Below are 25,431 nucleotides of genomic sequence, written 5' to 3'. Positions count from 1 at the left end.
AGCGCACCTTCGGATAGAGCGGTGAGGCCTCCGGGCGAGCGTGGCGCATGCGATCCTCCGGATTATGCGTGGGAATCAGCCGCGCCATCTTACCTCATCGCGGGCCTACTGCGGAATCCGGGCTCAGTCCAGCGGGTTGATCCTGATCGTGGTTTTCTCGCGAAGTTTGGAGAGGAACTGATCGCGTTTCTCATCGCCCCGTTCTTGGGTCAACCGTTTGCTGATCGCGGCGCGGGCTTCCTCCAGCGAGAACCCCGCAAACTCGTCGAGGTGACTCTCGTAGTACGCATCAACATCCTGGGCCGGGACCAGCACGAAAAAGTAGATTCGCTGGTCCAGAAATTCGGCCACGCGCAGATCATCGGCCATCCAGGCCTGTAAATCCTCCATCTCCCATCCCAAGCGAGTCAGCCGGCTCGTCAATTCCTCGCGGCCGCCCACGCGGGTGGTGATCGCGTCGATTCGCGAGGCGACGTCGGGCGCCGGAGGACCGGAGACCGCGAACCGATCCGCCTCTTCGAGGAGCAACTGCCGGTCGATCAGGGCCTGCACCGCGTCCTCGCGGGTCACGTCCAATGGCCCGGTCACGGTTTGGTACGCCGCCAGATCGCTCAGGGTGATCAGACGATTGTTGGCCGTCGCGACGATTTGGTCGACCACAACGGCCGACGCCGAGGTGAAATGGCCCGACACGGCCAGCGCACTTCCCGACACCGCGACAACCAGGGCAACCATTGCCGCGGCACGTGCCGCGCGGCGCGAGACGGTGATCACGCGCGTTCCCGTGAGTCGGTCGTGGAGGGCCCTCTTGGCGGGAGGCACGGCCGCCAAAAGAAAGCCCAGACCCAACGGGAGCCACGAGATCAGATAGCCGATGGGCCGCAACAACGCCTGCCCCCACGACGGGTTGCCGCCGTCGAGGCTGACCACGCGGATACGGAGGAGCATCTTGCCCGGGGTCTGGCCCCCGTGACGGGTGAACAACCCGATATACACCCACGACACCCCTAACCAGAGAGCCAGAAACGGCGCGGCGAGCGCGGTCGCGAGATCGTGGGACAGGTACCGCGCGCCGGATGCCTGCGCGCCCAGCGACGCGCCAAGGATTCCAAGGGCCAGGAAGCCGAGGTAGAGCAGCGACACCATGCAGATATCCGCCACCGTGGCGAACACGCGGCGAAAAAACCCTGCGGCCTGCGGGGTGGGCGTCCACGCGGCCTGATCGGCGAACGACGGGACATTAGGGCTCGTGTTCCAGTCGTCAGTCATGCGGTGCGTTGTCCGATGCCGTGCGGGGACCTCCCAGGTCCGCCCACGCGAATTGGAGAATGGTCAACGCGGTCAATCCGGCGGTCTCTGCGCGAAGGATCGCGCGCCCGAGTGAGACCGGGACGAATCCGGCGGCGCGGGCGAGATCGACTTCGTCCGGGTCGAACCCGCCCTCCGGGCCGACCAGGAGCGCGGCCCGATCCCCCGGGGGACCGGGCCCGAGGTGATCTCTCAGGGAGCGGGAGGCCTCGCGTTCCCACAACAGGAGACGCGCGGCATCGTCGGACGGGTTGGAACGAACCCATGCGTCGAAAGGACGCGGGTCATCCACATCGGGGATGCTGACCCGCTCCGACTGCTGGGCGGCTTCCAGGACGATGGCGCGCCAACGTGCCACTTGCCGCGAACTGCGGTGGTCCCGCGGGCGGACAACGGTCCGGCGGGTGACCAGCGGTACGATGTGATGAACCCCCAACTCGGTGGCTTTTTGGAGGACCCCATCCATGTGGGACCCTTTGAGGACGGCCTGGGCGAGCGTCACGCGGAGACGCGGCGGGTGATCGCTGGAGAGTTGCTCAACGATGACTCCGCGGACACGACGGGGGCCCGCCTCGGTCAAGACGATCCGGTACCTCCGCCCGCCTTCGCCGACGACCGTGAGGCGGTCGCCGGTGCGGTGACGCAGGGCGCCCGCCACGTGGCTGGCCAGCGAGCCCGTGATGGTCACCGCATCGCCCTGGATCGCGCCCGGGGCGAGGAAGAAGTGCGGCACAGCTATAAGCCTCTCCATGAACCTGGGCGCGCCAAGGGCGCGAATGTTAATCGTCCCGAAGGGACCTCCCAGGTGGCGAAGCAGCGGCCATCTGCGGCGTTGTCGCGCTCTTGAAAGTGCCACAGCCGCCTCACCGTCTCGGCGGCGCTCGTGGCTTGGCGCCACTTCTTCGTGGCGCCACTCGCCTCACGTACGGATTCAGTACGCTGCGCTCCGGTTGCTACGCCACCCGAGCGGAATGCAAGATCATAATTCCGCGCCGGTGGCGCGGTGCGGGTTCTCGCTCCGCCTTGCGACCCACCTTCCATCATCCAGACGCCGGAAGTCCCCGAAGGGGGCATCTGGCGCGCTCCTGAACGGGCTCCGCTTTCGCGGTGAGCCGGACACACTCCTAGTCGAACAGGTTCTTGACCTTCTCGAAGATACCGACCGGCTCGCCGTTGACGTCTTCGCCCTCCAGCTTGGCGAGTTCCTCCAGCAGTTCACGCTGGCGGCCGCTCAGTTTGGTCGGTACCACGAGCCGGATGCGGACCAGGAGATCCCCGCGGCCGCCTCCGTGCATGTCGGGAAGCCCGTGGCCGCGGAACTTGAACACCTTGCCGGGAGGTGTGCCGGCTGGGATCTTCAGGGTAACGGGTTTACCCTCCAACGTGGTCGCCTCGAGTTTGCCGCCCAGGGCGGCTTTCGCGAAGGTGACGGGCGCGTCGCAGATCAAGTTCGGTCCGTCCCGGGTGAAGATGGGGTGCGATTTGATCGCGATGACGACGTAGAGGTCGCCGGGGGGTGCGCCACCTTCGCCTGGTTCGCCTTTTCCGGTCAGGCGAAGGTTGGTCCCATCTTCGACGCCGGCGGGAATCCATACCGACAGGGTGCGATCATGCTGGGTTCGTCGCTCACCGCGGCACGTAGGGCAGGGTTCGGTGATGATCTTGCCTTGCCCCCGGCACTGCGAACACGTGCGGCTGACCGCGAAAAACCCCTGTTGGAATCGGATCTGGCCCGCGCCTTTGCAGCCCGGGCATGTGGCGATGGCGGTGGCGCCCTTGGCGCCGGTCCCCCGGCACGCCGAACAGTCCTCCCAATGGGGCACCTTGATCTTCGCGTCCTTCCCGGTCAGCACCTCCTCGAGGGAAATCTCGAGCGTGTATTTCAGGTCGGACCCCGGGGTGCCGCGGCGACGGCGCGAGCGTCCGGTGGATGCGCCGAAGAAATCTTCGAAGATGTCGTTGAAGATGTCGCCGACGTTGGCGTCGAACCCTCCAAACCCCGCTCCGCTCCCGGCACCCGCGAACGCCTCGGGTCCGTAACGGTCGTAGGTCCGCCGTTTCTCGGCGTCGCTCAAGACGCCGTAAGCCTCGTTGATTTCTTTGAAGTGGGCTTCGGCGGCCTTGTCGCCCGGATTCCGGTCCGGGTGATATTTCATCGCGAGCTTGCGGTAGGCCTTCTTGAGGTCGTCGTCGCTGGCCGTGCGAGGCACGCCGAGCAGCTCGTAGTAATCGCGGGTCGTCGCCACCGTGTTCCTATACGACAAGGGCGTTCGGTTCGAACGCCCCTGTCCGTGCGTTGCTCCGTGTCGTTATTTCTTGTCCTTGTCGACTTCTTCGTACTGCGCGTCGACGACGTTTTCGTCCTTGGGCGGTGCGCCCTCCGCCGGACCGGCGCCGGGCTGCTCGCCCGACGCCGCGGTCTTCTTGTACATCTCTTCCGCCAACTTGTGCGACGCCGCCTGAAGCGCGGACACGGCGGCGCGGATCGCGGAAGGATCGTTGGATTCCACGGCTTTCTTGGTTTCAGCGATCTTGTCCGTAATCGCGGACCGTTCGCTCTCCGGCAACTTGTCGCCGAATTCTTGCAGCGACTTTTCCACGCTGTAGATCGCGGTGTCGGCTTCGTTGCGCGCCTCGGCCGCCTCCTTGCGCCGCTTGTCTTCTTCGGCGTGCGACTGCGCGTCCTTGACCATCTTCTCGATCTCGTCCTTGGACAACCCCGAGGACGCGGTGATCCGGATCGACTGTTCCTTGTTGGTAGCCAGGTCCTTGGCGGACACGTGCACGATGCCGTTGGCGTCGATATCGAACGTGACTTCGATTTGAGGGACGCCCCGAGGCGCGAGTGGGAGGCCGACCAGATCGAACTGTCCGAGCAGCTTGTTGTCGGCGAACATCTCGCGTTCACCCTGACCCACGCGGATCGTCACCGCGGATTGATTGTCGGCCGCGGTGGAGAAGGTCTGGCTCTTCTTCGAGGGAATCGTGGTGTTCCGTTCGATCAACTTGGTAAACACGCCGCCCAGGGTTTCGATGCCCAGGGAGAGGGGCGTGACGTCCAGGAGCAACACGTCTTTGACCTCACCCGTGAGCACGGCCCCCTGGATCGCGGCCCCGACCGCTACGACCTCGTCGGGATTCACTCCCTTGTGCGGTTCCTTACCGAAAAACTCGCGCACGACCTGTTGGACTTTGGGCATGCGCGTCATGCCGCCGACGAGGACGACTTCGTCGATTTGTTTGGCGGTCAGGCCCGCGTCGGCCAACGCGCGGCGGCAGGGTTCGACCGTCCGCTGCACCAGATCGTCGACCAGTTGTTCGAGCTTGGCGCGCGTGAGTTTCACCACCAGGTGTTTGGGACCGCTCGCGTCGGCCGTGATGAACGGCAGGTTGATCTCGGTTTCCTGCGACGCCGAGAGCTCGATCTTGGCTTTCTCCCCGGCCTCTTTGAGGCGCTGCAGCGCCATCTTGTCTTTGCGCAGATCGATTCCCTGATCGCGCTTGAACTCCTCGATCAGCCAATCCATGATTCGCAGGTCGAAATCGTCGCCCCCGAGGTACGTGTCGCCGTTGGTGGACTTGACTTCGAACACGCCGTCGCCGATCTCCAGAATCGACACGTCGAAGGTCCCGCCGCCCAGGTCGTACACTGCGATGCGTTCGTCCTTCTTCTTGTCCAGGCCGTACGCGAGCGACGCCGCGGTCGGCTCGTTGATGATGCGAAGCACCTTGAGTCCCGCGACCTCGCCGGCATCTTTGGTGGCTTGACGCTGGCTGTCGTCGAAGTACGCGGGAACGGTGATGACGGCCTCGGTTACCTTTTCGCCGAGATAGTCCTCGGCGGTCTGCTTCATCTTCTGCAAAATCATGGCCGAGACCTCCGGGGGGCTGTATGTCTTGCCCCGGATCTCGACGTGCGCGTCCCCATTCTTCGCTTCGGCCACCTTGTACGGGAGGCGTTTGATCGCCTCGCGCACCTGCGCCGACGCGAACTTGCGGCCCATCAAGCGCTTGATCGAGTAAATCGTGTGCTCGGGATTGGTGATTGCTTGGCGTTTGGCGATCTGCCCCACCAGGCGTTCGCCTTTGTCCGAGATCGCCACGACCGACGGAGTGATCCGACTGCCTTCGGAATTCGCAATCACCACGGGGTCGCCCCCGGAGACGACCGCCACGCACGAATTGGTCGTGCCGAGATCTATGCCGATAATCTTACCCATGAGGTCTCCTTTCACACTTCATGCTGTCGATGCGGTCTGAGCCGCGGGCTGCCGAGGGTCCGCCTCGTATCCGCATCTCCAAACCGCGTGGTTCTATCACGTTGCCCGCGATTCCCGCAAGTCGCGCCAAATCACGCGTCGTCGGATGCCCGCGCGGGCTTCTTGCTGACAGTCACCAGCGACGGGCGTAGGATCCTCCCGTGCAACAGGTAGCCGCGTTGAGCCTCCTCCACCACGGTGTCCGGCTCGTGCTCGGCCGACTCGACCTGCGCGAGCGCCTGATGAAACGCAGGGTCGAACCGCTTCCCGACCGCCTCGATCGGCTCACACCCGGACTTTCCCAGGGCATCCACGAACTGACGCACGGTCAGATTCAGCCCGTCCACAATCGAGGCGTCCGCTTTGGCGCCGCGTGCGTGTGCGACCGCCCGCTCCAGATTGTCCACGACCGGCAGCAGTTCTTTGATCACTTTCTCCGCGGCGAACTTGGTGTAATCCAGTTGGTCCCGCTGGGCGCGCTTTTTATAGTTCTCGAATTCCGCGTACAGGCGCAGATAGCGCTCCTTCGCCTCGGCGAATTCCCGTTCCTTCTCTTCCAGCTTGGCCGCCGCATCCTCAGTAGGCGCTTCGGCGGACTCGGAGTGCCCAACCGCCTCCGAACCGGTTTCCGCACCAGACCTGACGTCTTCGCGTGGTTGCTCCATCCGTTCTCCTGGGCTGATACGTGTCGCGCCAAACCCGGCCGCAGGTACGTCAGTCGTGGGGACCGGCTACGCGCGGGCCAGCCAGGCACTCGCCGAGCAGGGCGGCGACCCGACTGACCAGGGGGATAACTCGCTCGTATTCCATTCGCATGGGGCCGAGGACGCCCAGCGTGCCGTACGTTTGCTCTCCGCAGCGATAGTTCGCGACCACCAGACTGAGATCATTGACGCCCAGCGAGGCGTTCTCCGACCCGATGGACACGGCCACGCCGTCGGCAGCGAGACTTTTCTCGATGAGCGTGGTCATCATGTATTTTTCTTCAAAGGTCTTGAACAGAGCCTTCATGCGCTCGACGTCCGAAAACTCCGGGAGTCCCAGAATATTCCCCGTGCCCTCGACGTACACTTCACCGTTATGCTGCGCCATGGCCCCCTGAGCCGCGGCCAGAACCCGTTCCATGAGACGGTCGTAATCGCGTTTGTGCTCGCGCATCTCCTCCAGCAGCGTCGCGCGGACCGCAGCCATCTCGTGGCCGGAGAACCGGGTGTTGAGCTCGTGGGCGATACGGCGGAGTTGCTGGGGCGACGGATCGGAATCCATCTCGATCCGCTTGTGCTGCACCAGGCCGTCGGCCGTCAAAAACACGGCGAGCACCTGGCCGCCGCCCAAACGGAAGAACTCCACCTGCCTCAATCGCAGGGTGACCGGTTTGGGGGTCACCACCACGCCGGTGTAATGCGACAGGAGCGACAACAACTTGGAAGCCTCCTGCAGCGTATCTCTGAGATCCTCGGCGGGCGCGAGGCGGACGGTTAATGCCGCGGCATCGTCGCCCAGTTCATTCTGTCCGGTGCTCAACAGGTCGTCCACGTAGAAGCGGTAGGCCTTCTCCGTGGGAACACGGCCTGCTGACGTGTGGGGTTGCGCCAAATACCCCAACTCCTCAAGGTCAGCCATCACATTCCGAATGGTGGCCGAACTGAGGCCCAAATCCGAGGTTTTGGTGAGGGTCCTGGACCCCACCGGAATCGCTGTTTTGATGTAACACAGGATCGTGGCGCGTAAAATCTCCTGATCCCGGGATGCGAGGTCCATGAATCTCCTAGCCAGATTCCTCTAGAAACACAACGTGTTAGCACTCATCGCTAACGAGTGCTAACAGCAATGTAGCAACCAAAGGGCCCAGTTGTCAAGGTTTCGCGCGGGGATGTTTGGAGCGACGGGGTCTGCCGGTCGACATGCGCGGCCGCGGAAGTATGCGTCCGGTCGACCGAGCAAGGAGGTCACCCGAATGTCGAAGGCGTTCGGCGATGAGGACGAGTCCCTCAAGCGTCAGATGGGGTCTGACGGTGTCGATGCACTCGGATGCGGGTTCGATCAGGGACGTCAGGCCACCGGTTGCCACCACCCGACAGCGCGTCCCGAGTTCTTTTTGAATCAAGCGCACGATACCGTCCACCAGGCACGCATGGCCCTGGATGACGCCCGTTTGCATGCTGCTGGCTGTGTCCCGTCCGATGGTGGTGGAGGGACGGACCCACTCGACCTTCGACAACTTGGCCGCCCGACTGGTGAGGGCATCGGCGGAAATTCCGACTCCCGGTGCGATCACGCCGCCGCGATACGCGCCGTCCGCCGTCACGACGCAAAACGTGGTCGCGGTGCCGAAATCCACAATGATAAGCGGACCTCCATACGCCGCATAACCCGCAGCGGCATTGACCAGCCGGTCGGCTCCGATTTCCTCCGGGTTCGGATACGCGATTGTCAGGCCGAACGGTGATTCGTGGGTCACCACGTGAGGCGTGATCCGAAAATATCGATTGAGCACGTCCTGGAACACCGGAGTGAGGTTCGGGACGACACTGGAGAGAATTCCCTCCGATGGTGTGGATGGTTTGAGGTCGCGGACCAACTCGCGCACCGTGAGCCCGTATTCGTCGGCGGTCCGACCGGCTTGGGTCGCCAGGCGCCACTGGCTCAGCAGGGTACGACCGCGGAAGATGCCGATCACGATATTGGTGTTGCCGATGTCGATGGCGATCAGGGTCGGGCCGGTGCGGGGTGTCTGTTGAGCGTGTGGCATGGGAGGTTACGCCACGGGGGGTGACATGGTGCGAAGCAACAACACTTCTCCGGTATGCACGGCATGGGTGCGGCCATCGCGTGTCCGAATGATCAACCGGCCCAGCGAATCCAGCCCATCGTCCACGCCCTCGATCAGGCCGGTTGGGGTGGACACCGCCACCCGGCTGCCCGCCGTCGCACTGGCGGCCGTCCATCGAGACCGCAGGGCATCTGCGCTGTGCGGCAGTCCGTCGAGTTCGGTCGCCAAACCGTTGAGCATCTCGGCAACCAAGACGCTGCGATCGATGATCGTCCCGGTGGCATCCAAAATCGATGTGGCGGAAGCGGCGAACGATTCGGGAAGGGTCGCCGCGCGATTGTTGACGTTGACGCCGATGCCCACCACTACGGCGCGACGCTCCGTCTGGAGAGGGTGCCATCGTGTTTCAGTCAGCACGCCGGCCACTTTTCGTCCGTTGAGCAAGATATCGTTCGGCCACTTGAGGCGCCCCACCGCTCCGGAGACGCGTTCAACCGCGTCCCGGGTTGCGACCGCTGCAACCAGACCGATCCACGGCCACCACTCGGGACCTGAAGAGGGTCGAATGATCGCCGAGAGCGCGATCGCGCTGCCTCGATGCGTTCGCCACTCGCGGCCTTCTCGGCCGCGCCCCGCGATTTGGGAGTCGGCCAGTACCGCGGTACGGTCCGGTGCTCCGGCCTCCGCCAGGTCCAAGGCCACTGTGTTGGTGGACGTGACTTCGTCGAAAAAGTGAAGGCGCCAGACAACAGAGCTGTCCAGGTGCCGCTGCACCGCGGCCGGCGTCAGGTCCGCCATAGTTCGAGGTGCAGATCCGCTGCGGGCGCCGAGTGGGTCAACGCGCCGACTGAGATACAGTCAACGCCCAGGGCCGCGATGTCTCGAACCGTGGCCAACGTGACACCCCCGGATACCTCGATCACAGCGCGGCTTTTGACCGAAGCGACCGCGGCACGGATGTCGTCCAGCGACATGTTGTCGAGCAAGATCGCGTCCGCACCGGCTTCCAGGGCTTCTCGAGCCCCCGAAACGGTTGAGACTTCGATTTCGACTTTGACGAGGTGTCCCGCATGGGCTCTGGCCTGTCGAACCGACTCTGCAATGCCGCCCGACAGCGCGAGGTGGGTGTCTTTGATCAAGATGCCGTCGTCGAGCCCGAAGCGGTGATTCGAGCCGCCCCCGCAGCGAACGGCGTACTTGTCGAGCATCCGCCATCCCGCCGGCGTCTTCCGCGTATCGGTGATTCGGCAGGCGTAGCCGCGCACGGCGTCGACAAATTGGCGGGTCAAGGCGGCGATCCCGCAGAGACGTTGGAGAATATTCAACGCGACGCGTTCGCCGGTCAGAATCGAACGGCCGTCGCCGCGGACCGTGAGCAGTGTCGTCCCGGCCTCAACGGACTGGCCGTCTTCTGTGTCCACCGTTGTCCAGATCGTCGGATCCAGGGTCTGAAATACCAGCGCGGCGACCGGGCCGCCAGCCATGACCGTCGATGCCTTCGCGGCGATTCGGCCTTCGGCCAGCACCGCTTTGGCGAAGAGCGCATCGGTCGTGGCATCGCCGCGACCGATGTCCTCGGCAAGGGCGCGCTCGACGAATTCTCGGAGTGCTGACAGTGGGGCGATCAACGCGCCGCGCTCCCGCCGAGTTTGGAGAGTTGTTCAGACAGTATTCGATTCTGCTCGGAGAGGTCGGCACGGCGACGCTCGTGATCAGCCACCACATCCACCGGTGCTTTGGCGGCAAACTGCGGGTTGTTCAGTTTGGCAGCGATCCGTGACAGTTCGCTCTGTACCTCCAGAAGGTTCTTCTGGAGTCTGGAACGCTCCTTCTCCAGATCGATCCCCGCCAGTACGAGAAACACTTCGCCGATCGGTATCGCGTAGGAGACCGCGTCTTCGGGTTTTTCGATGTCCGGTGCCGCCTGGAATGCCGACAAGCGGGCAAGGCGCATGATGTCGCCCTCGCCGTGGTGCAGAACCAGCTGCGCCATACGCTCCGTGGTTCTTAGCCCAGCTCGGAGCTTCTGGGAAGGAGAAATATTGAGCTCGCTTCGCATCGTCCGAATGGCTGTGATGACGGTGATGATCTCGCCCATGACGCCTTCGAGGGATTGGTCCTCGATGGAAACGGGGGCGGGGCGGGGATATGGCGCCAGGACGATCGTTTCTCCCGCGTGGGGCACTTTCTGCCAGATTTCTTCCGTAATGAACGGCATGAAAGGGTGGAGCAACCGCAGAATCGTCTCCAGCGTGGAGACCATGGTCTCCCGGGTAGCGGTCGCCTGATGCGGGGGCGTTTCAGGTGATAGCCGCGACTTGGCGAGTTCGATGTACCAGTCGCAGAACTCGTGCCACACGAATTGGTATAGGTGGTTCGCCGCTTCGTCGAATCTGTAGGTCTTCAGATCCTCCGTCACTGTGTCGATCGCGTGATTGAGACGAACGGTAATCCACCGGTCGGCAAACGAGCGGTGTTCCGTTCCCACCTCGGTCGGACGCTGGCCTAGATTGATCAAGACGAACCGCGAGGCATTCCAGAGTTTGTTCGCGAAGTTGCGATAGCCTTCGATCCGCTGTTCCGACAGTTTCACGTCACGTCCCGGCGAGGCCATCGCCGCGAGCGTGAAACGCAGCGCGTCGGTCCCATACTGATCCATGATGCTCAAGGGGTCGATGACGTTACCCTTGGACTTGCTCATCTTCTGCCCTTCAGCGTCGCGAACCAGGGCATGGATGTAGACGTCTCGGAACGGCACGTCGCCCATGAACTTGAGTCCCATCATGATCATCCGTGCGACCCAGAAAAAGAGGATGTCAAAGCTCGTCACCAGCGTCGACGTGGGGTAGAACCGTGAGAGTTCCGGCGTCTGCTTCGGCCAGCCCAGCGTCGAGAACGGCCACAGCGCCGAGGAAAACCACGTGTCCAGTACATCGGGATCTTGAATCAACGTCTGTGACCCACACCGGGGGCAGGTGCGAGGGTCTTCCTGCGGGCGGTCGCCAGCCGGTTTGATCGCCACGGCATCTTTCCCGATGTGGAAGGCAGTGTCATTCTTCTGTCCGACCGGCGTGATGGCCGGGTCACACGTCGTGCAGTACCACACCGGGATGCGATGCCCCCACCAAATTTGCCGTGAGACGCACCAATCCTGGATGTTGGTCATCCAACCCAAGTAGTTGTTGACCCAACCTGGAGGGATCAGTCGGACTCGTTCATTCTGGACGGCTTCGATCGCGGGGGCGGCAAGAGAGTTCGCCGGGTTATTCATGGCGACGAACCACTGTGGCGAAGAGAGGGGCTCCACGATCGCCTTGCACCGGTAGCACTTGCCGATTGCGTGACGGTGTGTCTCGGTTTTGATCAAGAAGTTGTCCTGTTCGAGTCGCTGAACGACCTTGGTGCGGGCGTCTTTGATCGCCACGCCGGTCAGCGAGCGTAGCTCTTCGATCACGTTGGCACTCTGGCGCAGGGTATCCCCGTCGACTCGTCCGTGCGTGTCGAAGAGGGAGATGGTCGGCAAGCGGTGACGTTGTCCTGCTTTTTCGTCGTTGAAGTCGTGGCCGGGAGTGATCTTGACGGCACCGGTCCCGAATTCGCGATCAACCAGGATCGCGTCACCGACGATCGGGATCGTCCTCTTCGTGAGGGGGAGCGAGAGGTGTTTCCCGATCAACCGATTGAACCGCGGATCGTCAGGATGGACCGCGACCGCGGTATCACCGAGCATGGTCTCGGGGCGGGTCGTGGCGACGGTCAGGGACTGGGACGGATCCTCGGCAAGGGGATACCGGATGTAGTACATGGTCCCGGCAGCGTCTTCGTGTTCGACCTCGATGTCCGACAGGGCCGTGCCGCACCGCCAGCACCAATTGATCAATCGTTCGGCGCGGTAGATCAACCCCTCGTGGTGGAGGCGTACGAACACTTCGCGTACGGCCGCAGAGAGCCCCTCGTCCAGCGTGAACCGCTCCCGGCTCCAATCACATGACGCCCCAAGCCGCTTGAGCTGTTCGACGATTCGACCGCCGGACTCTTTGCGCCACGCCCAGACGCGCTCGATGAATCGCTCGCGCCCCAATTGTTCGCGCGACGTGCCTTCGGCCTTGAGTTGACGTTCGACGACATTCTGGGTCGCGATTCCCGCGTGATCGGTGCCGGGCTGCCACAACGTAGCGTCGCCGCGCATACGATGCCAACGGATCAGGATGTCTTGCAGCGTGTTGTTGAGGGCGTGACCGACATGCAGCGAACCGGTGACGTTGGGCGGCGGGATGACGATACAGTACGGGGTCCCTGGGGTCGAGGCGTCGGCCCGGAACAGATCACGCTCAAGCCAGAAGCGGGACCAGCGAGCTTCGACGTCCTGCGGGCGATAAACGGTCTCGAGGTCGGCCATACGCATTTAGGCGCGCTGGGCGCGCGAAAAGTGAGGCCATCATATCATCCGGGCCGAAAGCTTGTAAAGAAAACGTCTGGCTGAAGATACCGGGAAGGACTGTATGGCGAGCGTGGTGGCGGCGCGAACGAGTTACCCGTTGTCGCGGGTGAGTCGCTCGATCTCTTTTTTGATTGCCGCTTCCGCGATCGATGGGACCACGTCCCAAACGATGCGTTCGACGACCTCGTTGACCACTCGCTCCAACGACTGTTTTGCCAGGCCGGGGAGCACGTCCCAGGCCACTTTTTCCACCACGTTCCGCGCGATCGCTTTCGCCGTGTCCTCGACGGCCCGTTGAGGAGGCACGCCGCGCTCTGTACCGGAGAGTCGTTTGGACGGTGTCAGGGGGGCCGATATCTCGGGCTCGTTCGAGCGCGCGACGGGAGCCGGGGCTGGCGGGGAGTCTGCCGCGTCCGTCTCCGGTGTCAACGGGAGGTCGGGGAGTCCGGCAAACGCCTCGTCGGCGTCGTTGACGCTGGTGGGGTGATCAGTCGGCGTGAGCTCGTTTCGGTCGAGGAATTGAGTCGTGTCCAGCGCGCCCGAGGAAGTATCCGCGGAGGGTAGACTGAAATCGAACCCTGCGGACCGATCCTGGGAGAGCTCTGAGAAAGGCGACGGCGCGTCCTGAGACCATCCCAGCAAATCCTCGATCTTCCCTGGAGCTGGTTCAGCCGGGGCCGCGGCCGCCGCCGTGGGCGCCGCCGAGACCGGTGTAGGCACCGGATTGTACCGTTTCACGCGGTCGATCATCTCTTTGGGGTTGAGCGGTTTGCGAAGGAAATCAGTGACCCCGACGAGACGAAGGGTCAGCTCGTCGTACACGTCCCCGGGACTGACGAGCAGGAGGAGCGCGACGTTTTTCAGCACATTTTTTTGCTTCAGCTTTTCGAGGAATCGGAAGATGTTGGTGCCTTCCATCCGATAGTCGGCCAAGATCAGATCCGGAGTGGTGGCGAGCGCCACGTCGAGTGCCGTGAGGCCATCGCCCACGGCGGTGACTTCACAGCCTTCGGCGCCCAACGTCGCTTCGACGGCACGTTGGACCGACGGGTCGTGGTCAATTACAAGGAGTCGGGGTGCGCTCATCGCGTGAAAAGGTTGTTTGAGTCCGAGGTGTCCGGACGCTAAGCTAGCATTCGCCGCAGGGGTTGTCAAACAATCAGAGGACTGCTTGCGCTGGGGCGCCTCGCAAACCGCTCGGCGGACGCCTCAGGAGCCGCGAGTCGGTCACTTTTGCGCGAGGGTGCGCAGGTAACTCACGACGTTCCAGCGGTCTGATTCTGTCAGAGTCGAGCCCCAGGCGGGCATCCCGGTTCCGGGACGCCCGGCAGTCACCACGTCGAAGAGATGCTGATCGCTCAACTCGGCCATCCGCTTGGAATCGGTTAAGTTCGGCGTTGCTCCACCCAGGCCGGCCCCGGTCTTGCCGTGGCAGCCTTGGCAGTTTTTTTCGTAAATCATTTTGCCGCGCAGAACGTCTCCCTCAGCCAGCGCGACCCGCCCGCCCGCGACCGTGGTCGCGGTTCCGAGTACAGCGGCTGCAACCATCGTCCACCCGTAAGTTAGCTCGCGCACGCCGCCGATTGTGGTCCGACAATCTCTCGCTGTCAAGAGGCTTGGTTCAACGGACCGTCAGGGAGGGGTCACGGGTTGGGACATCAGGACGTCGAGTTGACGCAGGGCCTCGTCCATGCGGTACATGCGCTCATCGAGTGCCTCGATCAGAGCACGTGCGTCACCGACTTGCCGATCCAACGTCTGCCAGTGCGTTTCGAACCCGGCCTCGCGTTCCGCCAGCGTGCGATAGAGCGCCAGTTCCTCCGTCAATAAATAGTGGACGGCTTCCGCCCGTCGCCGAAGGACATCGTGGCGTTCTCGCTGGTCGCGGAGCAACAGGGTCTGCTCGGTGAGCGTCGCGGGGTCCGGCGGAAGGAGGAACGCCGTCGATTCGTCGCCCGGAGGCATCGAGGGAAGCGTGGGGGAAGGTGGGTAGAGGGTGAGAAGAGCGCGGATTTCCGCTCGATCGTCCGCATCGGTTGCACCCGAGGTCTCGGACACGATCTGTAGAATCTCGTCACGGACCCCTGTCCGGAGCCGCGTGAGCGCCTCGTCGATGCGAACGCCCAACTCGGTGCGTTGCCGTTGGAGCGATTCGCGCTCGTCCAGGACCGCGCGCAGTTGCTGGAGGGCGGTCTCCAGTCTTCGCGGTCCGAACGGCCCGGACTGTCCGCGCGAGGTTGACTTGAGCTGTTTGATGGCGCGACTGAGTTCCTCCTGTTTGTCCAGGAGGCTCTGCTCGCGGTGGTCAAGGGTGGCCTGCGCCGTTTTCAGCGTTCGGAGTTCTTGACGGAGGTCTTCGATCGGCGCGGAAAACCCGCTCGTGCAGAACCACACGACGCTGACTACCGCGATCCCCCGAAGGCGCCTCATCGTCGTTCGGGCGGGAGATCGGCGCAGGGCGGGGTGGAATCGACCGGCTGGCGCCGATCTGTGGCCGGCGTACTACGACGAAGGAAAATAGAGCCCATATTTTTTCAGTTTGTATTGGAGCGAGCTTCGTTTGAGACCGAGGAGTTTGGCGGCGCGGGTCTGGTTGTGCCCGCAGTCTTCGATCGTGCGACGAATCATCTCACGTTCGAGTTGGCCGATCCGATCAGCGAGCCCGTCGACCGACGCGGGCTGCGGCGTGGAACCGAACAGTTCCTGAGGAAGGTCCGTATACTCGATGCGGTCGCCTTCCGCCAACACGATCAGTCGTTCGATGAGGTTCTCGAGCTCGCGAACGTTGCCCGGCCACGCGTACGACATGAGACAGGTCAAGACCTCCGGAGCCAGTGTGACCGGCTTGTGCAGAGCAGCCGAGTACCGCGCCACGAAGTATTCGACCAGCTCGGGGATGTCTTCGAGCCGCTCGCGAAGAGGGGGGAGCGATATAGTAACTACATTGAGGCGGAAAAACAAGTCCTCCCGAAACCGACGCTCGGCAATCTCGTTGCGAATGTCGCGATTGGTGGCTGCGAGAATCCGTACGTCGACGGTGAGCGGTTTCGTTCCGCCGACCCGTTCGAAGGTCTTGTCCTGCAGCACCCGGAGCAGCTTGACCTGTAGCGCGGGGGACAACTCGGCGATCTCGTCCAAGAACAGCGTGCCCTTGTCCGCGAGCTCGAAGCGCCCCCGTTTCTGGAAGAGGGCTCCGGTAAAGGCGCCGCGCTCGTGGCCGAACAGCTCGCTTTCGAGCAACCCTTCGGACAGTGCCGCGCAGTTCACCGCGATAAACGGCTGACTGGCGCGCGCGCTCTGTTGATGAATGTCCCGCGCCACCATTTCCTTCCCGGTCCCGCTCTCACCCAGAATCAGCACGGACGGGGAGCTGGCGGCGACCTTGCGGATCAGCCGATGAACCTGCTGCATCTTTTCGCTGCGCCCGATCATGCGTCCGACCTGATGCGAGAGCGTTTCTCTGAGGTAGTCGTTCTCCGACAAGAGGCGGCTTTGGTCGAACGCACGCTGCGCTTTGATCTCGATTTCGCTGATGGAAAACGGTTTGACGATGTAGTCGAACGCGCCTTGGCGGATCGTCTCGACCGCCTGTTCGATCGTGCCGTACGCCGTCATCACGATGACGGGCGTTCGAGGCAGGACCGCCCGGCACTCCTTCAGCACGGTCAGGCCGTCGGCCTTGGGCATCTTGACGTCGGTGATGACCAAGTCGAGGGAGCCTTCGCGGAGGCGGGCGACCGCTTCGTCGCCGTCAGCCGCCTCCACCACCTCGAACCCTGTTTCGTGGAAGACCTGGCGCAGCATGTGCCGCATGGAGGCCTTGTCGTCAACGATGAGGATACGCTTCATGAGCAACCCTTTCCAACGGAATGCGAATGGTAAATGCCGATCCTGCGCCGGGGGCGGTGTCCACCTCGATGACGCCGTGGTGACCCTCGACGATCTTGTGCGCGATGGCCAGGCCCAACCCCGTGCCCTGGTCCTTGGTGGTGAAGAATGGGGTGAAGATCTGTTCCTTGACGTGTTCGGGAATGCCGGGACCGCTGTCCCGAATGGTGACGGTCAGGTGGTCGTCGGAAAGGTCGGCCGCGACATCGAGCGTACCCCCTGAGGGCATGGCCTCCAGTGCGTTGCGGACGATGTTGACGATGGCCCGACGAAATTCGTTCGGATCGAGCACCACCGGTGACAGCTGCGGCGGCAGCGTCGTCTTGAGCGTGACCGGTTGCGGGTGGGTGGAAAGCAGGAGGGTCAGCGTGCCCTCGATCAAGGCTCCGACGTCGGTGGGCTCGAAGTGGAGCTGCGGCTCTCGGGCGAACGTGAGGAAATCGCCCACGATCCGGTTGAGGTGTCTGACCTCCTGCACGATCTCATCGAGCAAAATGCGCGCGCTGTCGTCCTGGATTCGTCGGACCAGGAGCTCGGAGAACCCCTCGATCGCGGCGAGGGGATTTCGAATTTCGTGCGCGATCCCCGCCGTGAGCTGACCAATCGCGGCGAGCCGGTCCTTGCGCCGCACCTCTTCCTGCAGCTTTCTGACCGCGGTCAGGTCGGTGAGCAGCGCGGAGGCGCCGATCAGCACGCCGTCAAGATCGTGTAATGGAGCCGTGTGGACCCCCACCCACTTCTGACGGCCAGCGCCGGTCTGCAAGCGGATCTCTCGGAGCGGCTGGCTGCTGCGGCCGGCGAGCGTGTCGTCCAGTAAGACCATGATCGGATGATCGCGTTCCAGGACCGTCCCGGATCCCTCGACGGCGGCGTCGGCGGGAAGGTCCAGAATGTCGAGCGCAGCCGGATTCACGCGGGTCAGACGTCCGGCGAAATCCACCCCGATAACGCCGGTCGTCATGCTTCGCAAGAGGAAATCGCTGTATCCGCGGTGACGGTCGGCGCGTTGGCGTTCCTGTTGGTACAGTTGGGTCAGGAGGCGGTCCTTCTCCGCCAGCGCATCCACCATCTCGTTGAACCGTCGACCGAGATACCCGATTTCATCCTGGGTCAGAATCTCCACTTTAGCGGGGGGCTGTCCCTTGCCCACTCGGTCCATCGCGGACACCAGGGCCGAGAGCGGTTTGAGGATCGAACGCGAAAGCCACCATCCGATGGGAAGGAGAATGAGCAGGCTGATCGCGACGGTTCCCGCCACGTGCCGTTTGGTGGCGGTGAGGGCGTCGAAGAAATCGGCACCGGCTTCCACGGCGACCACCGCCGCGATGCCCCCGTCTTGGTCGCGCAACGGCGCATACCCGGATTTGTAATACCGGCCGTCTTGGCCGCGATACAGCACCGAGGCGGCCGACCGTCCCTGCCACACCTCGTCCAACTCGGCCAAATCGAGTTTGACGAACAGGTATTCGCGGCCGACCGGAGTGTGCTCGTTGGAGTCCAGCAACATCCGATGCTGGCGGTCCAGCACGTAAATGTGGCTGGCATTGGACGCTTGCTGGACGCGTTTGAGATCGCCGAGCAACAGGGCGTAGAGCGTGGTGCCCTCGCTGCCGGGCCGCATCTGCATGAGATAACGGGGATTGATGGCGGAGCGCACCGTTTGTGCGACCGTAATCAGGCGCTTGGTCAGCTCCTGATCCAGCGCATCCTGCGCCGCGTCGTAAAAGAACCAGCCGCTCACCGCGAGCGTGCCGATGATCAGCAACGCGTACGGGAGCACGAAACGCCGAACCAGGCGGTGACGTCCGAGTGGAGGATGGACGTCCATGGACGCCCATGAGCTTAGGGGAAGTCTCGGCGGGAAGTCAACGGCGCAGGTGGGATATACTGGCGGTCGCTATGGTAGAGAGCAGGGTTCAGGGCGACAGCCCGCGTCAGCCCGCAGGCGTGGCGCTTGCGTTGAGTGGCGGCGCCGCGCGCTCCGCGGGACACGTCGGCGTGCTCTGCGCGTTGGCCGAGGCAAAGGTCCCGATTGCGGGGCTGGTGGGCACCAGTGGGGGAGCGTTCGTGGGGGCGCTGTTTGCGTCCGGGCGCTACTCGACGCAGGAACTGGATCGCATCGGGCGCGGGCTGAAGTGGCGCGACGTGGTGGCTCCTGCGCTGTCCCCTCGGGGGTTCTTTGCCAGCGAGCGGGTGGGAGCGGTGCTCCGTCGCTTGATCGGCCGGATCGGATTTGACGATCTGCGATACCCGTTTGCCGCGGTGGCCTGCGACATCCGCACAGGCGAAAAGGTGGTGCTCGGCCACGGTGAAGTGGCCTTGGCTGTCCAGGCCAGCTGCAGTCTGCCCGTGTTTTTCACCCCGACGCTCGTGGGTGGGCGTCTTCTGGTGGACGGTGGCGCCGTGAGCCAGCTCCCGGTTTTGGCGGCACGCGAACGATTCCCCGCCGCGCGCGTGGTGGGCGTGGACGTCAATTACCGGGCGGCGGAGACCGCGCGACTGGGTAACCTGGTGTCGCTCGGCGTGCAGGTCGTCTCGTTGTTTGCCCGACAGAACGCGGCCCGGGAACGCCAGGAGGCAGACGTGATGATCGATGTCGATGCGTCGGACGTCTCCCTCTACGACCTGGCCAAGAGCTCGCTGATGATCGGCCGCGGCCGCGACGCTGCAGCCGCCGTCCTCGCGAAGGGCAGGTTGACGACGGGCGCAGCGACCGGTTGGCGCTGATCGACCCGGAGCGACGTCGAGGATCAGCGGGCGCGTGCGAACCCCAAGGATTTTGGGGGAAATCGGCTCGAATAAACCTCAGAAAGGAGGTGTCTTAGTGCATGTGGACCAGACCACGGTCATCCGAAGGTGCGTCCCGAGTCCACGCCGTGCGGTGCTAGGGCTCGGCGCGGGCTTGCTGTTGGTTTTCACGGTGGTCGGCGCGCGCGGTGTGCACGCCACCATGCCGTCTGCCCCGCTTGAGATGGTCCTGGAGTCCACCGGAGTGGTTGCGGTTGATGCTGATTTGACCGTCACGCTCACGGTTCGTCCCCTGGTTGATGCCGAGCGGGTGGCGCTCGCGATTACCCTGCCGGAGGGGGTGGATCTGGTGGCCGGTGAGACGGCGTGGGTCGGACCCGTTCGCGCCCAGGAGAATCGAGTCCTTAGCGTGACGGTTCGTCCTCGCCGGGCCGAGTTCTCCGTGATCCAAGGCGCCGCGCGGATCGAGTTTCCCGATGGAACGGTACTCGGCGACGTGCGCTCATTGAGCCTGTCGTTGGGCGAGCGCTCCAAACAAACTCTCGGCCTTTCCCCTCCTAAAAAAACGACCACGGGTGAATCCGTTATCGAATTTCGCGACGCGCCGTAATCGACCACGGCGATGGAGCGCGACATTGGGCGCCATCCTGCTCGTGGGCTGCGGCGTCGGAGGCGGCACGCCGACCGATGATCTGATCTGCCGCGGCAGCGGGGTCATCGTCGGCGGGAAGGTCACGTTCATCAAGCGCCTCTACAACGAGCGGGGTCTCACCGGAGGGCGCGACGTCAAGCCGGTCCGCCACGCGCTCGTCGAAATGGTGCTCGAAGTCGACGGGCGGGTGGTGGGAACGAGCTATACCGATGAAAACGGGAACTACTGCGTTCAGGCGAGGGGTGTGCCCATCGAGTTTCCCGCCGTGTACCCTCGCGTAGCCACCAGGACGAACCCGTCCCGCTTCAAAATCGCGGTCGTCGACAGTATCAATAACCCCCAAGCGAGTCTGTACAGCCGCCCCGGCGCGTCGCTCGACGGAACAAGACCGGGAACGTATAATCGGGACATCGCTGTCCCGGTACTGGCGGATCTGGGATCGGGTCTGGTGTTCCCGCTTTCGGGAGCGTTTAATATTTTGGACGTCGCCACCGAGGGAGCCGAGGCGGCGATCGCTCTGGCCGGCCGCCCACCAAGCGCCGAACTGCTGGTAGGCTGGACCCCGGGCACGGTGTTCGGGTCCGGCACGATCGGGACGTACTTCGTGGGGGATGATCCGACCCAGCGCCTGGCCGGGATCGAGCTTTCTGGCGGAGCGGGAGGCGCGGACCCGGATTCCGGTGATCACGACGAATTCGACGACGACGTGATCCTTCACGAGTTCGGACACTTTATGGCGTACAGCTTTTCCAAGCCGGCGGAAGCCGGCGGGACCCACTACCTCAACGACAATACCCAGGACATCCGCCTGGCGTGGTCTGAGGGCTGGGCCACCTTCTTTTCTGCGGCGGTGAGGAATCGGAGCGTGATGGTCAACACGCGGGGAGGTGACCCCGGCCATCCCGAGCACGACTTTAGTTATTCCTTTGAAATCGAGACGCCGCACTCGGACATCCTGTCCGCGCCGCAGATCGGGACGCCGCTTGAGGACCACGGCATCTATACGACCAGCGAAGTCTCGGTCTCGTCTGTGCTTTGGGATCTCTACGACTCGCGGAACGAATCCGGGGATCGCTACGCCATGGGTCTACAGGGCGTGTGGGACCTGTTTACGCGCCTGGTGACCGCTCCGTCGAACGTGTCGCTGGAAACGTTGGCCACGTTGTTTGAAAACCAGGTTGGCCCGTCCGGGATCACGAATCTGGCCGCAACCGCCAAGCTCCGGCGGGTGCAGTTCTTCCCCGACGAATATGAGACTGGGTATGGCGATTACGACGACAACCAGATGGCCGATGCGCCGACAGTTGGTCCGGGTGTTCCGGGGGTGGTCAATGAATTCACCACGTGTCACACGCTCTATCCTGCCGGGGACGTTGATTTCGTCCGAATCCAGCTTACGACGCCGCGTTCGGTAACGATTGAGACGTTTAATCTCTCAAACGGTGCTGACACCGTCGTGCAACTTCTGGATGCCAACGGCAATGTGGTGCAGATCGACGTGAATGGTGACGGCACACTTGAGCGACTTGACAGTGACAATGCGCCCGCCCCCAGGCTGTTCACCCCGACGATCTGTGGAAATCGCGTCGCGCAGATCCCTCAAGCCTATTTCGATGCTGGAATCAATAATGGGGCTCGGTTGGCCTCGACGGTATCGACGGGCCAGGTCGTCCTTCCTGCGGGAACCTACTACGGAAAAGTCATTTCTCGGGCCACCGCCGGCATCGGGCGCAATCCAGCGGCTGGTACCCTCGGGTCGTATGACTTGATCGTGACCCTTGATTAGCGGTAGACCGCTAATTATCCACAAGCTGTAAACAGGAATTCTCAGCCAAGACACAGTATAATCCACAATATCTTGGTGCCATGTGTCGCCACTAACCCACGATATTGTGTTTTTCCCCTTGACACCCGGAATGCGAAGGGAGTACGATCACGCCTCGCGTTTGGCGGAGCGCGATCCGATCTGCCACGATCCGACATCCTAAATTAATTCCCCCGACGTCGTACCTGAAACCAAGGAGGGTACTGTATGAGTGAACGCGCCCAGATGACCGGCGATTCGGCCCCGACCGTCTCGAAATCTCCCGCTCCACGCATCTCGCCGAATGCGCTGAAGGTCCTTCAGAAGCGGTACTTGGCGAAGGATGAGCAGGGCCGCGTCGTCGAGTCCCCGCAGGAACTGTTCGAGCGCGTGGCGCGGAACATCGCGCAGGCCGAGCGGTTGTACGGGACCGACGCCGAAGTGGATCGCGCGTACGAACGGTTTTATACGATCATGGCGGAGTTGGACTTCCTGCCCAACTCCCCGACCCTGATGAATGCAGGCCGGGAGTTGCAACAATTGTCCGCCTGCTTCGTCCTGCCGGTCGGCGACTCGATGGAGGACATTTTTGAAACGGTCAAGCAGGCGGCGATCATTCACAAGACCGGCGGAGGAACGGGATTCGCCTTTTCACGGTTGCGGCCCAAGGATGATGTGGTGCGCACAACGGGGGGCGTGGCTTCGGGGCCGGTCTCATTTATGAAAGTGTTCAACCACGCGACCGAAGCCGTCAAACAAGGGGGGACACGCCGCGGGGCGAACATGGGCATCCTGCGCGTGGACCATCCCGACGTGCTCGAGTTCATCACCTGTAAGACGGATACCAAGGAGATTACCAACTTCAATATCAGTGTAGCGATTACCGATCGATTCATGGCGGCGGTTGAGCGGGGGGAAGAGTACGACCTCGTGAGCCCCCGCAACGGTCAAACCGTGCGACGACTGCCCGCGCGTGAGGTCTTCGACCGCATCGCGTCTTCGGCTTGGCGCAACGGCGAACCCGGATTGTTTTTCATCGATGTCACCAACCGCACCAACCCGACGCCGCACGTCGCGGCCATGGAAGCGACCAATCCTTGCGGGGAGCAACCCCTGCTCCCATATGAATCGTGCAACCTGGGGAGCATCAACGTCGAACGCCACGTGATCCGGCAGAACGGCTGCTACGAGATCGATTGGTCGCGATTGGAACAGACGATTCGAACCAGCGTTCGATTTCTGGACAACGTGATCGACATGAACGCTTACCCGATTCCGCAGATCGAAGCCATCACCAAGGCGAATCGGAAGATCGGCTTGGGGATTATGGGGTTCGCCCGGCTGTTGTTTAAGCTCGGCATCGCTTACGATTCCAATGACGGCGTTGCGATGGGGCGGCAGATCATGAAGTTCTTCCGCGATATCGGCTACGACGAATCACGGCGGTTGGCGGACGAGCGCGGGCCGTACGCCTATTGGGAGGGATCGCTGCACCAGAAACAGGGCCACCGACTGCGCAACTCGTACGTGACCACCGTAGCGCCGACCGGGACCATTTCCATGATTGCGGATACGTCGGGCGGGTGTGAGCCTGAATTTTCCTTGATCTGGTACAAGAACGTGATGGATGGGGAGCACCTCCCGTATGTGCTGGAGGACTTCATCGAGGTGGCTAAGCGGGAGGGATTCTGGCGCGATGACCTCATCCAGCGCATCCTCGACAACCACGGCTCGGCTCGCGGTTTGAGCGACGTCCCCGAGCATTGGCAGCGGGTGTTCGCGACCTCTCACGACGTCGCGCCGGAATGGCACGTTCGGATGCAGGCGGCGTTTCAGGCGCACACCGACAGTGCCGTGTCCAAAACCATCAACTTGCCGGCCAGCGCCACGGTGGAGGACGTCAAAAAGGCCTACCAACTTGCGTATACGCTCGGTTGCAAAGGAATTACCGTCTACCGAGACGGCAGCCGTGACGAGCAGGTACTCAATATCGGGCAATCAGCGAAGACATCCGTCTCCGTCGGATCAGAGGCAGCCCTCGGGGCACCGGCCGCCACATCGGTGGTCGACCAGGTGGCGCTCCCGGTTGTGCCGCCGGTCCTGCCACCTCCCGCGGGAGGAACGCCGTCGCTGATCATGCCCAAGCCGCGCCCTCGTACGACGACCGGCAGCACCAGCCGCACGAAGACATCATGCGGGGATCTGTACGTGACCGTCAATCAAGACGAAACCGGTCGCGCGTTTGAGGTATTCAACATGATGGGAAAATCCGGTGGTTGCGAGGCCTCGTTTAACGAAGCCATCGGTCGCCTGATTTCCCTGGCGTTGCGAGCCGGCGCTGACCCTCGTGCGATCGTCAAACAGCTGGTCGGCATCCGCTGCGACAAACCGTATGGCGTTGGTCCCGACCGGGTGTTGTCCTGCTCAGACGCCATCGCGAAAAGCGTCGCGGAGTATCTGGCGGCGAAGGCTCCAACCACGCTGGACGCCGAGATAGAGCCGCTTGCCGTGTACAAGCGGACGGGAAAAGTCGCGTTTCCGTGTCCCGATTGCGGCTGCGAACTCAAGTTTGAGGAAGGATGTGAGAAATGTGGGATATGTGGGTATTCGCGTTGTAGCTGAGGACTATGTACTGACTTACACAGGTGAGAGCATGGTAGGGGATTTCCCTTCCCATCCTCTCACCTTCCCTCCCTATGCATTGACGGTGGATTAGCTGTTGAAAACTGGTCCGCGTCAGGCCTAATAGTGGAAAAGTTTGGGAACCTTTTCCCATTAGACGCACTCCCAAGCTCCAATAGACCCCCAAAAACTGCCCTGAGAGTTCTGGCGTCAGGCTTGCAGCGTCTCCACCCTGTCCGTGGGCAAGATCGAATCACCTTTCTGGGGGGCGGGGTAGAGACGATGGAAAACGCAGTGATGACGCTGGAAGGACCCGGAGCAGCAAAAAAAGCCGAGTTTGAGGATCTGACGCTCAAGTATCTGGACTCACTGTATGGTTTTGCGCTGGTTTTAACCGGCAACAGCGATGACGCACACGATTTGGTTCAGGATGCGTATCTTCGGGCTTTCCGTTTCTACCACCGGTATGAACACATCGCGAATTATAAGGCGTGGTTGTTTACGATCACCAAGAATCTCTTCATCAACCGCTACCACCAGCGTGCCCGTGAGGTCTCGCTGACAGAGCTTGAGATTGTGGAGGACGACCCCTACGAGTCTCCGAAAGAAATTTTGGTCGCCGCGAGCGACCGCCATCAACGCGGGCTCTTCCGACAGGACTTCCAGCGGGCCATGGATTCTTTGCCGCACAAACTTCGTTTGGCCGTTCTCCTCAAAGATGTCGAGGGGTTTGACTATAAAGAGATCGCTGAAATCATGAGTTGTCCGCTCGGCACCGTGATGTCGCGCTTGTCCCGCGGGAGGAACCTGCTGAAAAAATCCCTCAAGGATTATTGGGCCCATCGCCAACCCCGCGCGGTGTCAGCGAGCCACCAACACGCGGTGGCCTAGCCAATACTCCGCGTTCCGAATCCCAGACGCGCCCACTCCCGCCCA

The 25,431-nt window shown here is 62.6% G+C and carries 20 protein-coding genes; 5 read left to right on the top strand and 15 right to left on the bottom strand.

Annotated features, from left to right (window positions below):
* Window positions 1-123 precede the first annotated feature (123 nt).
* The 15 genes from AB1451_11790 to AB1451_11720 all read right to left on the bottom strand — a co-directional run bounded on the left by AB1451_11790 (window position 124) and on the right by AB1451_11720 (window position 18,497).
* Entirely contained in the window at window positions 124-1,269 is a 1,146-nt protein-coding gene (locus AB1451_11790; protein ID MEW6683586.1) for an RDD family protein, read from the bottom strand.
* Entirely contained in the window at window positions 1,262-2,059 is a 798-nt protein-coding gene (locus AB1451_11785; protein MEW6683585.1) for a 16S rRNA (uracil(1498)-N(3))-methyltransferase, read from the bottom strand. The genes AB1451_11790 and AB1451_11785 overlap by 8 nt, the downstream gene beginning before the upstream one ends.
* Before the next feature lie 373 nt (window positions 2,060-2,432).
* Entirely contained in the window at window positions 2,433-3,554 is a 1,122-nt protein-coding gene (gene dnaJ / locus AB1451_11780; protein MEW6683584.1) for a molecular chaperone DnaJ, read from the bottom strand.
* Window positions 3,555-3,617: 63 nt separating this feature from the next.
* On the bottom strand, window positions 3,618-5,528 hold the full coding sequence (gene dnaK, locus AB1451_11775) for a molecular chaperone DnaK (GenBank protein MEW6683583.1): 1,911 nt from the start codon (window positions 5,526-5,528) through the stop codon (window positions 3,618-3,620).
* A 131-nt stretch (window positions 5,529-5,659) separates the two neighbouring features.
* Complete coding sequence (gene grpE, locus AB1451_11770; protein MEW6683582.1) at window positions 5,660-6,232, bottom strand: nucleotide exchange factor GrpE; 573 nt, start codon at window positions 6,230-6,232, stop codon at window positions 5,660-5,662.
* 49 nt (window positions 6,233-6,281) lie between these two features.
* The gene (gene hrcA / locus AB1451_11765; GenBank protein ID MEW6683581.1) at window positions 6,282-7,328 is read right to left on the bottom strand and encodes a heat-inducible transcriptional repressor HrcA; all 1,047 of its coding nucleotides are present in this window, start codon (window positions 7,326-7,328) and stop codon (window positions 6,282-6,284) included.
* 94 nt (window positions 7,329-7,422) lie between these two features.
* Window positions 7,423-8,319 (bottom strand): type III pantothenate kinase, encoded by an 897-nt coding sequence (locus AB1451_11760; GenBank protein ID MEW6683580.1) that lies wholly within the window; start codon window positions 8,317-8,319, stop codon window positions 7,423-7,425.
* A 6-nt stretch (window positions 8,320-8,325) separates the two neighbouring features.
* Complete coding sequence (locus tag AB1451_11755; protein MEW6683579.1) at window positions 8,326-9,138, bottom strand: biotin--[acetyl-CoA-carboxylase] ligase; 813 nt, start codon at window positions 9,136-9,138, stop codon at window positions 8,326-8,328.
* Window positions 9,126-9,968: a carboxylating nicotinate-nucleotide diphosphorylase gene (nadC, locus tag AB1451_11750; protein ID MEW6683578.1), complete on the bottom strand. Its 843-nt coding sequence runs from the start codon at window positions 9,966-9,968 to the stop codon at window positions 9,126-9,128. Before nadC ends, AB1451_11755 begins: the two co-directional genes overlap by 13 nt.
* Window positions 9,965-12,745, bottom strand: coding sequence for a valine--tRNA ligase (locus AB1451_11745; GenBank protein ID MEW6683577.1), 2,781 nt, complete (start codon window positions 12,743-12,745; stop codon window positions 9,965-9,967). Before AB1451_11745 ends, nadC begins: the two co-directional genes overlap by 4 nt.
* Window positions 12,746-12,871: 126 nt before the next feature.
* Entirely contained in the window at window positions 12,872-13,867 is a 996-nt protein-coding gene (locus AB1451_11740; protein ID MEW6683576.1) for a response regulator, read from the bottom strand.
* 141 nt (window positions 13,868-14,008) lie between these two features.
* Window positions 14,009-14,329 carry a cytochrome c gene (locus tag AB1451_11735; protein ID MEW6683575.1) on the bottom strand — a complete coding sequence of 107 codons (321 nt, stop codon included), beginning with the start codon at window positions 14,327-14,329 and terminating at the stop codon, window positions 14,009-14,011.
* An 84-nt stretch (window positions 14,330-14,413) separates the two neighbouring features.
* Window positions 14,414-15,211: a hypothetical protein gene (locus tag AB1451_11730; GenBank protein MEW6683574.1), complete on the bottom strand. Its 798-nt coding sequence runs from the start codon at window positions 15,209-15,211 to the stop codon at window positions 14,414-14,416.
* A gap of 72 nt (window positions 15,212-15,283) precedes the next feature.
* Window positions 15,284-16,630, bottom strand: coding sequence for a sigma-54 dependent transcriptional regulator (locus tag AB1451_11725; protein ID MEW6683573.1), 1,347 nt, complete (start codon window positions 16,628-16,630; stop codon window positions 15,284-15,286).
* Window positions 16,608-18,497: an ATP-binding protein gene (locus tag AB1451_11720; GenBank protein MEW6683572.1), complete on the bottom strand. Its 1,890-nt coding sequence runs from the start codon at window positions 18,495-18,497 to the stop codon at window positions 16,608-16,610. Before AB1451_11720 ends, AB1451_11725 begins: the two co-directional genes overlap by 23 nt.
* A 71-nt stretch (window positions 18,498-18,568) precedes the next feature.
* Here AB1451_11720 and AB1451_11715 point away from each other — a divergent pair, with 71 nt between their 5' ends.
* From AB1451_11715 to AB1451_11695, 5 genes are all read left to right on the top strand, one after another.
* Window positions 18,569-19,396, top strand: a complete 828-nt coding sequence (locus tag AB1451_11715) for a patatin-like phospholipase family protein (protein ID MEW6683571.1) — start codon at window positions 18,569-18,571, stop codon at window positions 19,394-19,396.
* Window positions 19,397-19,499: 103 nt separating this feature from the next.
* Window positions 19,500-20,027 (top strand): hypothetical protein, encoded by a 528-nt coding sequence (locus tag AB1451_11710; protein ID MEW6683570.1) that lies wholly within the window; start codon window positions 19,500-19,502, stop codon window positions 20,025-20,027.
* Between the two features lie 25 nt (window positions 20,028-20,052).
* Window positions 20,053-21,855 carry a hypothetical protein gene (locus AB1451_11705; protein MEW6683569.1) on the top strand — a complete coding sequence of 601 codons (1,803 nt, stop codon included), beginning with the start codon at window positions 20,053-20,055 and terminating at the stop codon, window positions 21,853-21,855.
* Window positions 21,856-22,119: 264 nt separating this feature from the next.
* Window positions 22,120-24,495 carry a vitamin B12-dependent ribonucleotide reductase gene (locus AB1451_11700; protein ID MEW6683568.1) on the top strand — a complete coding sequence of 792 codons (2,376 nt, stop codon included), beginning with the start codon at window positions 22,120-22,122 and terminating at the stop codon, window positions 24,493-24,495.
* A 282-nt stretch (window positions 24,496-24,777) separates the two neighbouring features.
* Window positions 24,778-25,386 (top strand): sigma-70 family RNA polymerase sigma factor, encoded by a 609-nt coding sequence (locus AB1451_11695; protein ID MEW6683567.1) that lies wholly within the window; start codon window positions 24,778-24,780, stop codon window positions 25,384-25,386.
* Window positions 25,387-25,431: the final 45 nt, after the last annotated feature.

The organism is Nitrospirota bacterium, assembly GCA_040757335.1.
Classification (GTDB): Bacteria; Nitrospirota; Nitrospiria; order 2-01-FULL-66-17; family 2-01-FULL-66-17; genus JBFLXB01.
Note: the sequence above shows the minus strand (reverse complement) of the source record. Positions and strands in the feature narration are given on the sequence as shown.